Raw genomic sequence first — 12,426 nt, forward strand, 5'->3', positions numbered from 1 at the left:
GAGGAACGAAGCGACGAAGCAATCCATGGGTCCGCCTATCCGGAGAGATGGATTGCCTTCGCTTCGCTCGCAATGACGTTGAGGATGGCCGTAATCAATCCAGCAGCTTGGTATTATCCGGCGCCTGCGGCGGCGTCTTGATCGCGATGGCCTTGATGGCGCGGCCGTTCGGCTTGGTGCCGCCATGCGGCGTGCCCTTCGGGATCACGATCAGGTCGCCCGGCTTCACCGTCACTTCCTTGTCGTCGAGCCAGACTGTGCCGGTGCCTTCGAGGACGAACTGCATCTCGTTGGTGTTGGGATGCATGTGCTTCGGCACATTGCCGTCCTGGATAGAGACGGTGGCGCCGTCGGCGGAGACGAACATCTTGGAACGGAAGCCGACCTTGTTGGCGTCGCCGAGCTTGTCGCCCTCCATCTCGCCGGTGTGGATGACCCGCGCCGTGATGTTTTCGGCGGCGAGCGCCGGCCGCAGCAAATGGGTGATGCCACAGCTCGCGGCAAAGGCGGTAGCGATCGACAGCGCGGTTGCAATACGATTCATGAAGACCTCCCTTGATGTTTCCCTTGAAGTATTCTTGGTGCTTATGGTTTTGGCGCTTCTTCTGCGTTTTCTTGTATCCGCGATGCTATGCCGCCCCCCCCCGCAGGCTTGACCAGCTGTCGGAAAGTCGCCTTCTCAAGGCCTGCCGGCTCCTCTATCTTGCCGGCCAGTCGAACGGAGGACGTCATGAACAAACTGCTTGGCAAGCTTGCCGGAATGCTGCTGGCGCTGACCCTGTCCACGGGCCTTGCCGCGGCGCAAAGCAAGATCACCATCGCGGTCGGGGGCGGCGCTTGCCTGTGCTATCTGCCCACCGTGCTGGCCAAGCAACTCGGCGAATACGACAAGGCCGGGCTCGCGGTCGAACTGGTCGACCTCAAGGGCGGCTCGGATGCGCTCAAGGCCGTGCTCGGCGGCAGCGCCGACGTCGTCTCCGGCTATTTCGACCACTGCGTCAATCTTGCGGCCAAGAAGCAGGAGCTGCAGGCCTTCGTGGTCTATGACCGCTATCCCGGCCTCGTGCTGGTGGTGTCGCCGAAGCACACCGGCGAGATCAACTCGATCAAGGATCTCGCCGGCAAGAAGGTCGGCGTCAGCGCGCCGGGCTCCTCGACCGATTTCTTCCTGAAATATCTCTTGAAGAAGAACGGCCTCGATCCTACGGGCACCGCCGTAATCGGCGTCGGCCTCGGCGCCACTGCGGTGGCCGCGATGGAGCAGGGCCAGATCGACGCCGCCGTGATGCTCGATCCTGCCGTCACCGTGCTGCAGGGCAGCTACAAGGACCTCAAGATCCTCAGCGACACCCGCACCCAGCACGACACGCTTGCGGTGTTCGGCGGCGAATATCCCGGCGGCGCGCTGTATTCGACCGCGGCCTGGGTCAACGGCCACGAGAAGGAGGTGCAGGCGCTGACCAATGCGATCATGGCGACGCTGGCCTGGATCCATTCGCACAGCGCCGAAGACATCATGGCCAAGATGCCCGACGAGCTCGTCGGCAAGGACAGGGCGCAGTATCTCGCGGCCCTGAAGAACACGATCCCGATGTATTCCGAGACCGGCAAGATGGACCCCAAGGGCGCGGAAGCCGTGCTCGCGGTGTTCAGCGAAGGGTCACCCGATGTCGCGAAGGCCGGCATCGACGTCACCAAGACCTACACCAACAAGTTCGTCGACCAGGTCAAGAAGACGACCGGAAACGCGAAGTAAACACGTTCGGATATGCAGTCTCCGCTCATTTGTCGTGTCACCGCGCTCGACCTTGCCTTGCAGCGGCGTCCTTGGCCGTTTGCGGACGAGCGGCGCGTCGAGATCGACGCGCATTTCGCCGAGCAGCAGCGGCTGAACCCGAACCTGTGGAACGGCCGTGTGCTGCTCGGGCGCGATCCGGTCTTCGCCGGCGAGCGGCTCAGCGCGAGCTATTTCGAGACCGATTTCGCGAGCTTCCTCGCTTGGCGCGACTGGGGCTTTCCGGACCACGAGGTGTTCAACGGTTTCGGCATGGGGGCGCTGCTCGCCAGCGACGGCGCCTTCGTGTGCGGGGTGATGGGCGAGCAGACCGCGAATGCCGGCCGCATCTATTTCCCGTCAGGGACGCCCGACCTCGACGATATCAGGGGCGCCACGGTGGATATCGCCGGCAGCGTGATGCGCGAACTCGAGGAGGAGACGGGATTGTTGCCATCGGATTGCCGCGGCGACGCCGATTGGCACTGCATCTACACCGGGCCTGCGCTTGCGATGATGCGGATCCTGCGCGTCGATATGCCCGGTGACGCGCTGCGGGCGCGGATCGAGGCCAATCTCGCGCGCCAGGCAAATCCCGAGCTTGCGGGCATCCATCTGGTGCGCAGCCGCGCCGATCTCACTCCCGCAATGCCGCGCTTCGTCACCGCATTCATCGAGACGCAGCTGCCGGCCTAGGCAAAGGAATGCGCAATGACCGAGCAAGGCACCGCTGCCGCTGCGTCGACACCGGCAATCGCCGATGGCCCCAACACGATCAAGGTCATCATTTCGGGTGGCTTCGCCGCGGTCTACCGCGACGTGCTGCCTGAATTCGAGCGAAGCACGGGCATCGGGGTGGAGACCGGATCGGGCGCGTCGGAGGGCACCGGTCCGAAGACGATCAGGCACCAGCTTGCGAACGGCACCAAAGCGGATGTGGTGATCCTTTCGCGCGAGGGGCTTCGAAGTCTGACCGAAGACGGCCGAATTCGTGCGGGATCCGAAGCCGGACTGGCGACGGCACCTTTGGCCGCGGCGGTTCGAGCAGGCTCTCGCAAGCCGGACATCGGCAATGATGTCGCGCTCAGGAAAGCCTTGATCGATGCCGGCCAGGTGGTGGCGCCGAGCAGCACGAGCGGGCAGTACGTCCGCGACAAGGTTTTCCCCAGGCTGAACTTGCCGGACACGGTCAGGCTCACCCTCGAGGCGCGCGGAACCGAAGCGGCCGAAGCGCTGAGAGCAGGCAAGGCAAATCTCTCGATCGGCCCGACCAGCGAACTGGTTCAGGAGGGCGGCATCGAAGTTGTCGGTTTGTTGCCGCCAGATTTCCAGCTGGTCCAGACCTTCACGGCCGCGATCGTCAGCGACGCGCAAGCGCCGGAAGCCGCCAAGCGCCTGATCGATTTTCTTGTCTCGGACAGCGATATCTTGCTCGCGGCCATCAAACGGGCCGGCATGGAACGGCCCCGCGGATAAATTGCCGCTGCCACGCGCGCGCCCGAGCACCGTGCGTCGGCACCGTTCCGCCGAAACTTTGCGCAAGCCTGCGCGGTGCGGACGCAGCCATCGCGCTTGACATCATCGGCCGCTCCCCCTGTGATAGGGCGGCACGACAACAAAAAATGCAGTGCACAATCTCTGGGGAGGGATTCATGCCGGTCAGGAGGGCTGCCCGCTGGCTTGCGGGTCTATCTGTCGCGCTTGCGGCGCTTGGTGTGGCCAATGCAGCGCATGCGCAGGACAAGAAGATCAAGATCGGCGTGATCTTCGATTTGACCGGCCCGCTGGCCGGCGGCGGCTCCGAGCTGCAATACACCGGCGTCAAGATCATGCTCGACCATTACGCCAAGACCGGCGTCGAGGGTTACAAGGTCGAGGCCGTCTATGCCGACGCGCAGAGCAAGCCCGACATCGCGATCAACGAGGCCGTCCGGCTGCTCGAGCAGGAAAAGGTCGACATGGTGATGGGCTTCTTCTCCTCGGCGCAATGCGTGCCGGTGTCGGCGCGGGTCGAGCAGATGAAGAAGTTCATGTGGATCACGACCTGCATTTCCTCCGGCGTGTTCGACGGCAAGAATTACAAATACGTGTTCCGTCCGCAGGCCGCCGGCAACCAGTACGGCATGATGACGACCGACTTCATCGCGCAATACTCCATGTCCAAGTTCGGCAAGGAGCCGAAGGACCTCCGCGTCGCCATCATCCATGAGGACGGCGCCTATGGCGTCGACGTCTCCAAGGGCAATGAGGCCGGCGCCAAGAAGGCCGGCTTCAACATCGTGCTCAAGGAGGGTTATTCGGCGACCGCGCCCGATCTGTCGGCGCTGGTGACCAAGCTGAAGCGCGCCAAGCCCGACGTGATCTTCCACACCGGCTACAATCCGGACATCACCCTGCTGTTCCGCCAGGCCCGCGAGCAGGGATTGAAGTTCGGCGCCATCGTCGGCCATGGCGCGGGCTACGGCGTCTACGAAAAGCTGAAGGAAGGGCTCGGCACTGACGCCAACTATCTCTTCAACACCGACCCGATCTCGATCTGGCTTGCCAACCAGAAGAACATGGATCCCAAGCTGCCGCCGGTCATCAAGATGGTCGGCGAGGAGTTTGACCGGCTGAAGCCCGGCGTGCCGATCCGATCCGCCCATGTCGGCATCGGCGCGGCCAACGCCTATGTGTTCCTCGACGACGTCTTGCCGCGCGCGATCAAGAAGTATGGCGGCGTCGATCCGGATGCGCTGCGCAAGGCCGCGCTCGACGCCGACATTCCCGAGGGCGGCACCATGCTCGGCTATGGCGTGAAGTTCTACGGCGAGGGAGAGCAGTATGCCGGGCAGAACGCGCGCTCGTTCCCGGTGGTGCTGCAATATATCGACGACAAATCCTATGTGGTGTGGCCGAAGAGCCAGATGCAGCGCGAGACCGAGCTGCCGCTGCCGGCCGGCACCACCTACAGCTACAAATAGCTCGCTCGCGAAGGGAACTGCCGTGCTCGCCGTCGAAGGCCTGGTCAAGTGGTTTGGCGGCTTTCGTGCCGTCAACAACGTGTCGTTCCGCGTCGAGCAGGGCGAGATCCTCGGCCTGATCGGCCCGAACGGCTCCGGCAAGAGCACGATCTTCAACATGCTGTCGGGCACCTTGCCGCCGACCTCCGGCTCGATCCTGTTCGACGGCCACGAGATCGCGGGGCTCGCCCCGCACCGGATCATCAACCGTGGCATCGGCCGAACCTTCCAGATCCCGCGGCCGTTCCATCGCCTCAGCATCTTCGAGAACGTCGTGCTCGCCGGCTTCTACGGCCAGGGCCGCCACAGCCGCGGCAAGGCCGAGGAGGCGGCCGAGCGGGCGCTCGCGATGGTCGGGCTGCCGACCGATCGTCACGCCAGCGTCGAGGGCCTGGGCGCCGCCGGGTTGAAGAAGCTCGAGCTCGCCAAGGCGCTCGCCACCGGCCCGAAGCTGTTGCTCGCGGATGAGAGCCTTGGCGGCCTTGACGAGGCCGAGATGGACCAGGCCGCCGGCATGCTGCGCCGGATCCGCGACGAGCTTGGCATCACCATCATCTGGGTCGAGCACATCATGGGCGTATTGATGCGCGTGGTCGATCGCGTGATGGTGCTCGATCACGGCGAGAAGATCGCCGAGGGCCTGCCGGCCGATGTCGCCGGCGACGCAAGAGTGATCGAGGTCTATCTCGGCACCGATGCGGATGCGAGCCTCGCAGCCGCGGCCGCAGCCCAGGCGCGGCGCCGGATCGGGGCGTGAGCGCATGCTGGAATTAAAATCGATCGACGCGGGCTATGGCAGCTTCCAGGCGCTGTTCGACGTCAGTCTCGACGTCAAGGCGGGCGAAGCGGTCGGCGTGATCGGCCCGAACGGCGCCGGCAAGACCACCCTGATGCGGGTGATCTCAGGGTTGATCCGCCCGATCAGGGGCACGATCGCGATGGAAGGCGTGAACGTCATCGCGACACCTCCGCATCGCATCGTCAGCCTCGGGATCGCGCATGTGCCGGAAAATCGCCGGTTGTTTCCCCGGCTCACCGTCGCCGACAACCTGAAGATGGGCGCCTACATGCCCGGTGCCCGCGCGCATTACGCCGAGCGGCTGGAGTTCGTGTTCGAGCTGTTTCCGCGCATGAAGGAGCGCCAGCACCAGATGGCCGGCACGATGTCGGGCGGCGAGCAGCAGATGTGCGCGATCGGCCGTGCGCTGATGTCGAACCCGAAACTGCTGCTGCTCGACGAGCCGTCGGCCGGCCTCGCGCCGGTCGTGGTGCAGCAGGTGTTCGAGCTCGTCAAGCGCATCCGCTCAAGCGGGCTGACGGTCCTGATCGTCGAGCAGAACGTGCAGCAGGTGCTGCGCGTGGTCGACCGCGCCTATCTGCTGGAAGCCGGCAGCATCCGCGCCGCCGGGTCAGCGGCGGAGCTCGCGGCGAGCGACACCATCAAGCAGGCGTATCTCGGGGTGTGAGGGGGTAATGATCGTGAATCGAGCAAGCGCACTCACATATTTCCCCGCCATCCCCGGACGAACGCGTTTGCGTTCGCTCGGGAGGTGCGCGCTCTTGCGCGCCTCGAAGGATGAATCGGCCACAGACGGGCCGTGCATCCTTCGAGGCTCGCTCCGCTCGCACCTCAGGATGACGGTTGCGCTAGTTCGAGTTCGGCCAGATGACGACGCCTCGGTCTAAGGCAGAGCCACCATGCAATCCTTCCTCGACATCTTCGACATCTACCTGCTGGAGGCCGTCATCAACGGCATCCTGCTCGGCGGCGTGCTGGCGCTGCTTGCGCTCGGGCTCAACTTGATCTTCGGCGTCATCGACGTCACCTGGATCTGCTACGCCGAACTCGTCATGATCGGCATGTACGGCATGTACTATCTCGTGCAGTATTACGGCCTGCCATACTGGGCCGCCGCGCCGCTGGTGATCCTGCTGGTGGCGCTGCTCGGCGCCGCGCTGCATTTCTTCGTGATCGCCCCGCTCCTGACCGCGCCGCCGATCAACCAGCTGCTCGCCACCGGCGGCGTGCTGTTCATCCTGCAGAGCTTTGCCACCGTCGCCTTCGGCATCGACTTCCGCAATCTCGGCATCCGCCTGCCGGTGCTCGCGCTCGGCGAGATGAATTTCAGCTACGCGCGATTGCTGTCGTTCGCTGCCGCGCTGCTCGGCATGATCGGCGTCTATCTGTTCCTGACCCGCACCTTCACCGGCACCGCGATCCGCGCCATCGCGCAGGACCGCCAGATCATGCCGCTGATGGGCGTCGATCCCAAGCGCATCTATCTCGTCACCTCGGCGATCGGCGGCGGGCTCGCCGGCCTCGCCGCCTGCCTCCTGGTGCTGCAATATGACGTGCATCCGTTCGTCGGCCTGTCATTCGGGCCGATCACCTTCCTGATCTGCGTGCTCGGCGGGCTCGGCAATTTCATCGGCGGCTTCATCGCCGCCTTCGTGTTCGCCGAGATCATCTCGCTCGGCGGCCTGTTCTCCGATCTCGAATGGGGTTACGTGCTGGCCTTTGCCTTCTTCATCGTCATGATGTTCATCCGGCCCGCGGGCCTCCTGGCGAGGCGCTCGTGAACAGGCAAGCCGCCGGCTGGATCATCGCGCTGATCGCGCTCGTCGCGGTGCCCTTCGTGCATCGCGATCCCTATCATCTGCACGTGCTGGTGCTGATCCTGATCTGGTCGTTCGCCTACACCTCGTGGTCGATCATGGGGCGCTTCGGCCTGGTCTCGCTCGGCCATGGCGGCTTCATGGGCATCGGTGCCTATGTCACCGCGCTGCTGTGGAACCATCTCGGCGTGTCGCCCTGGATCGGCATTCCCCTCAGCATGGCAACCGCCGGCGTGCTCGCGCTCGTCGTCGCCTATCCCTGCTTCCGCTTCCGCATCACCGGGCATTATTTCGTGCTGGTGACGCTGGCGCTGTCGGGCATCGTGCTGCAGGTCATCACCGCGACCCGCGACTATACCGGCGGCTCGCTCGGCTACACCCCGCAGCGCGCCCCGAGCGGCAAGGGGCTGCTCGCGCTGCAATTCGACGAGAAGACCACCTGGTATCTGATCGCGCTCGCGGTCTGGATCACAGGCCTCGTGATCTGGCGCGCGATCGATCGCAGCATGATCCGCCATGCCATGGAGGCGATCTCGGAAGACGAGGATGCCGCCGCCGCCGCGGGCGTCAACGTCACCGCCGAGAAGCTCAAGATCACCCTGATCAGCGCGCTGATGACCGCGCTGTCGGGCGCGCTCTACTGCCAGTACCAGATGTTCATCTCGCCCGACACGGTGAGCGGCATCGCGGTCTCCCTGCAGATGGTGTTCGCGGCGATCGTGGGCGGCGTCTATGTCGCGCTGGGACCGACGGTCGGCGCCGTCATCACCATCGTGCTGGCCGAGGTGTTGCGCATCTCTTTCGGCACCAAGGCGGTCGGCTGGGACAATCTGGTCTATGGCGTACTGCTGGTGTTGTTCATCATCTTCCTGCCCAAGGGCATTCTTGGTAGCGTGATCGACCGGATCAAATCGCCGCGCAAGCCGTCGAGAAGCCATGAGCAACAAACCGTCCCCATCGCTCGCCGATGAACTGAAGCCCTTCGTCGCGCCGTTCCGCTTCGACGGGTCGGGCGAATTTCACCTCAAATCGTATCCGACCGCCGAGAAGGGCGGCATCGACAAGGACGCCGGCGGCAAGATCATCGAGGCCAACCGCAAGCGGCTCAACGACTTCCAGGAGAAGCTCTACGCCCAGGACCGCTGGTCGCTGCTGCTGATCTTCCAGGGCATGGATGCCGCCGGCAAGGATTCCGCGATCAAGAGCGTGTTCGAGGGCGTCAATCCGCAGGGCTGCGAGGTTTCCTCCTTCAAGCAGCCTTCGACCAGGGAGCTCGACCACGACTTCATGTGGCGCGCCATGATCGCGCTGCCGGAGCGCGGCCGCATCGGCATCTTCAACCGCTCCTATTACGAGGAGTGCCTGGTGGTGCGGGTGCATCCGGAAGTGCTCGACAAGCAGAAGATCCCGAAGAAGCTGGTGACCAAGAACATCTGGCGCGAACGCTTCGAGGACATTGCGTCGATCGAGCGCTATCTGTCGCGCAACGGCACCGTGATCCTGAAATTCTTCCTCAACGTCTCCAAGGAGGAGCAGCGCCAGCGTTTCCTCGACCGGCTCGAGGAGCCGGCCAAGAACTGGAAGTTCTCGATGGCCGACGTCGCCGAGCGCAAGCTGTGGGCCAAATATCAGGCCGCTTATCAGGACATGATCCATCACACCGCAACCAAAGAGGCGCCCTGGCACATCGTGCCGGCCGACCACAAATGGTTCGCCCGCGTCGTGATCGGCTCGACCATCGTCAACGCCCTCGACGGGCTCGACCTGAAATTCCCCGAAGTCGACAAGGCCGACTTGAGCGAATTCAAGCGCGTCCGCGCGGCGCTGGAGGCGGAAGGCAAGGGCGGGGCGGGCGAGAAGACGTCTGCAAAGAAGTAGGCGCCGCGTCCCATGTTTGTCGCATGCGGATATTCCCAGCGCGTACCGGCCGCTCGCAAGGCAATCTTAATGAATTGACGCAACATGGGGGTATGGCAACCACAGATTTAGCGACAGGCAGTCACAACCCGAACGATGACGCACTGAGGGGCGTGCTATGGGCGCCTGTCCTGCTGTTCCTGGCTGGTTGCTTTGCTGCCTTCCATTGGTCCGGATTCCGGCACGTCGATGTCAATTGGGCCGGCTATGGCGGGATGGCAGCGATCTTGCTCAGCGCCTACCTCGTGACAAAGGGACTGCGAATCCAATTCGTCCAATTGTTCATAAACTGCTGGTCGCAGAATCTGGTGGTTGCGATCGCCGCGACGATGTTGACCTATGCCGCCGCGACAGTCGGCCGTCCCCTGATCGACGACCAATTGCTGCGTGCTGATCAGCTGATCGGATATGATTGGAGAGCTTATGCGGGGTTCTTCGCGGGCTCGGACACGATGGTCCGCTTCGTGAGCGAATTCTATAACTCGATTTTTTATCTGCCCAATGTTGTGATCCTGGCGCTGGCCATCAAGAAGGATGTCAAGACGCTTGAGAAATTCATCCTGGCGGCGATCATATCACTGCTGCTGACGATTGGGATTTTTGCCCTGGTTCCGGCCACCACGGCGTGGACCCATCTGCATCTCAGCGATACCGAGATATCCTCGTTCCGGAATTTGCCGCTGTCGTCCGACGGCTGGATCGATGAGCTGATCCGGATTCGCGAAGGAAGCCTCAGAAGCCTGCGCAATTTCCAGGGCAAGGGACTGATCGCGTTTCCTAGCTTCCATTGCGCGGCAGCCCTGATCCTGATCCGGGCAAGCTGGAACATCCGCTGGCTGCGCATCCCGATGACGCTCGTCAATCTGGGCATGATCCTGGCAACGCCGATCGTCGGCGGTCACTACGTCGCGGACCTGATCGGCGGTCTGGTGATCACGATCGTGTCCGTGATCCTCGCTGGTTGGCTTCACACCTGGATGCTGCGGCACGTGGCTGTGGTCCGGCGAGGAGCATGGGCGATGATACCCGCGGTGCAACGAGCTGAGCCCCGGGCGGAAGTCAGGTGAGGGCGATCGCGCCCCAGCCATGCGATGACGATAGGTCAATCCACCTGACCATCTTTACCCATTGCGGCAGCTTGCCATAATCGTCTAGAACGACGGCGCACAGCGCGTTCCGGCAACCAACCGTCAATGGTTTTGGCCGAGGATTTTGGCGCTCAACAGGGTCTGGCAATGCTGATTCGCGGCCAAATTGATGGGATTTCAGGGGAGGTGGCCCAGGCTACCGCCGCGATCCCTGCCGCAGCGCCCACCCTGCTTATTGGCGGCCTTCTTCTTACCTGCCCCTGAGGGCCGGCTGGGCGTTTGCGCCTGGGCACTCAGGGGTTTGTACGAGATCACCGAACCCTGATATCGCCCAAGTAATTGCTCAAGGAGCAACATGACGGGCGCAAAGCTTAAAGGAATTTCTGACATGGCCACCGCGAACAAGTCCGAGAAGGACCGCGTCATCATTTTCGACACCACCTTGCGCGACGGCGAGCAGTGCCCCGGCGCCACCATGACCTTCGAGGAGAAGCTCGAGGTCGCCGAACTCCTGGACGACATGGGCGTCGATGTCATCGAGGCCGGCTTCCCGATCACCTCGGAAGGCGATTTCCAGGCGGTCAGCGAGATCGCCCGCCGCTCCAAGAACTCGGTCATCGCGGGCCTGTCCCGTGCCCATCCGGCCGACATCGACCGCTGCGCCGAAGCCGTGAAGTTCGCCCGCCGCGGCCGCGTCCACACCGTGATCGCGACCTCGCCGCTGCATATGCGGGTGAAGTTGAACAAGACCCCCGAGGAGGTCATCGAGACCTCGGTCGCGATGGTCGCCCGCGCCCGCAACCAGATCGACGACGTCGAATGGTCGGCCGAGGACGGCACCCGCAGCGAGATGGACTATCTGTGCCGGATCGTCGAAGCGGTGATCAAGGCCGGCGCCACCACGGTGAACATCCCCGACACCGTCGGCTACACGGTGCCGGAGGAATACACCCACTTCATGCGCACGCTGATCGAGCGCGTGCCGAATTCCGAAAAGGCGATCTTCTCGGTGCATTGCCACAACGACCTCGGCATGGCGGTCGCGAACTCGCTGGCCGGCGTCGTCGGCGGCGCGCGGCAGGTCGAGTGCACCGTCAACGGTATCGGCGAGCGCGCCGGCAATGCCGCGCTGGAAGAGATCGTGATGGCGATCAATGTGCGGAACGACAAGTTTCCGTTCTGGAACAAGATCGACACCACGCAGCTCACCCGCGCCTCGAAGGTGGTGTCCGCGGCCACCTCGTTCCCGGTGCAGTACAACAAGGCAATCGTCGGCCGTAACGCGTTCGCGCATGAGAGCGGCATCCATCAGGACGGCGTGCTGAAGGACGCCTCGACCTACGAGATCATGCGGCCCGAGATGGTCGGCCTGAAGCAGTCCTCGCTGGTGCTCGGCAAGCATTCCGGCCGCCACGCCTTCATCCACAAGCTGGAGGAGATGGGCTACAAGCTCGGCGCCAACCAGCTGGAGGATGCCTTTACGCGGATGAAGGCGCTGGCCGACCGCAAGAAGGACATCTACGACGAGGACATCGAGGCGCTGGTCGACCAGGAGATGGCGGCCGCGCACGACCGCATCAAGCTGACCTCGCTGACCGTGATCGCCGGCACCCATGGCCCGCAGCGCGCGACCATGAAGCTCGACGTCGATGGCCAGATCAAGATCGAGGAGGCCGAGGGCAACGGCCCGGTCGATGCCGTCTTCAACTGCATCAAGCGCCTGGTGCCGCACGAGGCCAAGCTGGAGCTCTATCAGGTGCACGCGGTGACCGAAGGCACCGACGCGCAGGCCGAGGTCTCGGTGCGTCTGGCACATGAAGGTCGCTCGATGACCGCCCGCGCCGCCGATCCGGACACGCTGGTCGCCTCCGCAAAGGCCTATCTCGGCGCGCTGAACAAGATCGTGATGAAGCGCCAACGCGACGTCCCGGCCAAGGCTGCGGGCTGACGAGCGCGGTCGACCGACAGGTTGAAACGCGGCGCCTCAGCGCCGCGTTTTTCGTTCGGGCGTGCAGATCTAGAGCGAGAG

General features: G+C 63.7%; 12 protein-coding genes. 11 read left to right on the forward strand and 1 reads right to left on the reverse strand.

Annotation, left to right across the window (positions count from 1 at the left end; all coding sequences use genetic code 11):
• Positions 1-94: 94 nt before the first annotated feature.
• Positions 95-544, reverse strand: a complete 450-nt coding sequence (locus J2R76_RS39370; protein ID WP_253625883.1) for a cupin domain-containing protein — start codon at positions 542-544, stop codon at positions 95-97.
• Positions 545-730: 186 nt separating this feature from the next.
• On the opposite strand from J2R76_RS39370, the gene J2R76_RS39375 reads away from it, so the two are divergent.
• The 11 genes from J2R76_RS39375 (at position 731) to J2R76_RS39425 (ending at position 12,345) form a co-directional block, all read left to right on the forward strand.
• Complete coding sequence (locus tag J2R76_RS39375) at positions 731-1,756, forward strand: ABC transporter substrate-binding protein (RefSeq protein ID WP_057015070.1); 1,026 nt, start codon at positions 731-733, stop codon at positions 1,754-1,756.
• A 12-nt stretch (positions 1,757-1,768) separates the two neighbouring features.
• On the forward strand, positions 1,769-2,470 hold the full coding sequence (locus J2R76_RS39380) for an NUDIX hydrolase (protein WP_253625884.1): 702 nt from the start codon (positions 1,769-1,771) through the stop codon (positions 2,468-2,470).
• 15 nt (positions 2,471-2,485) lie between these two features.
• Positions 2,486-3,250: a substrate-binding domain-containing protein gene (locus J2R76_RS39385; protein ID WP_057015072.1), complete on the forward strand. Its 765-nt coding sequence runs from the start codon at positions 2,486-2,488 to the stop codon at positions 3,248-3,250.
• A 176-nt stretch (positions 3,251-3,426) separates the two neighbouring features.
• Positions 3,427-4,737 (forward strand): ABC transporter substrate-binding protein, encoded by a 1,311-nt coding sequence (locus J2R76_RS39390; protein ID WP_253625885.1) that lies wholly within the window; start codon positions 3,427-3,429, stop codon positions 4,735-4,737.
• Between the two features lie 22 nt (positions 4,738-4,759).
• Positions 4,760-5,533 (forward strand): ABC transporter ATP-binding protein, encoded by a 774-nt coding sequence (locus tag J2R76_RS39395; RefSeq protein WP_253625886.1) that lies wholly within the window; start codon positions 4,760-4,762, stop codon positions 5,531-5,533.
• Between the two features lie 4 nt (positions 5,534-5,537).
• The gene (locus J2R76_RS39400; protein ID WP_092090331.1) at positions 5,538-6,242 is read left to right on the forward strand and encodes an ABC transporter ATP-binding protein; all 705 of its coding nucleotides are present in this window, start codon (positions 5,538-5,540) and stop codon (positions 6,240-6,242) included.
• Positions 6,243-6,474: 232 nt separating this feature from the next.
• The gene (locus J2R76_RS39405; protein ID WP_057015074.1) at positions 6,475-7,356 is read left to right on the forward strand and encodes a branched-chain amino acid ABC transporter permease; all 882 of its coding nucleotides are present in this window, start codon (positions 6,475-6,477) and stop codon (positions 7,354-7,356) included.
• Complete coding sequence (locus tag J2R76_RS39410) at positions 7,353-8,363, forward strand: branched-chain amino acid ABC transporter permease (protein WP_253625887.1); 1,011 nt, start codon at positions 7,353-7,355, stop codon at positions 8,361-8,363. Before J2R76_RS39405 ends, J2R76_RS39410 begins: the two co-directional genes overlap by 4 nt.
• Entirely contained in the window at positions 8,329-9,270 is a 942-nt protein-coding gene (locus J2R76_RS39415) for a polyphosphate kinase 2 family protein (protein ID WP_057015076.1), read from the forward strand. The genes J2R76_RS39410 and J2R76_RS39415 overlap by 35 nt, the downstream gene beginning before the upstream one ends.
• A 92-nt stretch (positions 9,271-9,362) precedes the next feature.
• On the forward strand, positions 9,363-10,376 hold the full coding sequence (locus tag J2R76_RS39420; RefSeq protein ID WP_253625888.1) for a phosphatase PAP2 family protein: 1,014 nt from the start codon (positions 9,363-9,365) through the stop codon (positions 10,374-10,376).
• 409 nt (positions 10,377-10,785) lie between these two features.
• On the forward strand, positions 10,786-12,345 hold the full coding sequence (locus J2R76_RS39425; protein ID WP_253625889.1) for a 2-isopropylmalate synthase: 1,560 nt from the start codon (positions 10,786-10,788) through the stop codon (positions 12,343-12,345).
• The last annotated feature ends 81 nt before the right edge of the window (positions 12,346-12,426 follow it).

It is taken from the genome of Bradyrhizobium sp. USDA 4532 (genome assembly GCF_024171315.1).
Classification (GTDB): domain Bacteria; phylum Pseudomonadota; class Alphaproteobacteria; order Rhizobiales; family Xanthobacteraceae; genus Bradyrhizobium; species Bradyrhizobium australafricanum.

Coding starts and splice junctions, on each gene's coding strand:
- J2R76_RS39400 (WP_092090331.1), top strand. CDS start 5,538: ATGCTGGAATTAAAATCGATCGACGCGGGCTATGGCAGCTTCCAGGCG.
- J2R76_RS39390 (WP_253625885.1), top strand. CDS start 3,427: ATGCCGGTCAGGAGGGCTGCCCGCTGGCTTGCGGGTCTATCTGTCGCG.
- J2R76_RS39415 (WP_057015076.1), top strand. CDS start 8,329: ATGAGCAACAAACCGTCCCCATCGCTCGCCGATGAACTGAAGCCCTTC.
- J2R76_RS39385 (WP_057015072.1), top strand. CDS start 2,486: ATGACCGAGCAAGGCACCGCTGCCGCTGCGTCGACACCGGCAATCGCC.
- J2R76_RS39370 (WP_253625883.1), bottom strand. CDS start 544: ATGAATCGTATTGCAACCGCGCTGTCGATCGCTACCGCCTTTGCCGCG.
- J2R76_RS39405 (WP_057015074.1), top strand. CDS start 6,475: ATGCAATCCTTCCTCGACATCTTCGACATCTACCTGCTGGAGGCCGTC.
- J2R76_RS39380 (WP_253625884.1), top strand. CDS start 1,769: ATGCAGTCTCCGCTCATTTGTCGTGTCACCGCGCTCGACCTTGCCTTG.
- J2R76_RS39420 (WP_253625888.1), top strand. CDS start 9,363: ATGGCAACCACAGATTTAGCGACAGGCAGTCACAACCCGAACGATGAC.
- J2R76_RS39425 (WP_253625889.1), top strand. CDS start 10,786: ATGGCCACCGCGAACAAGTCCGAGAAGGACCGCGTCATCATTTTCGAC.
- J2R76_RS39375 (WP_057015070.1), top strand. CDS start 731: ATGAACAAACTGCTTGGCAAGCTTGCCGGAATGCTGCTGGCGCTGACC.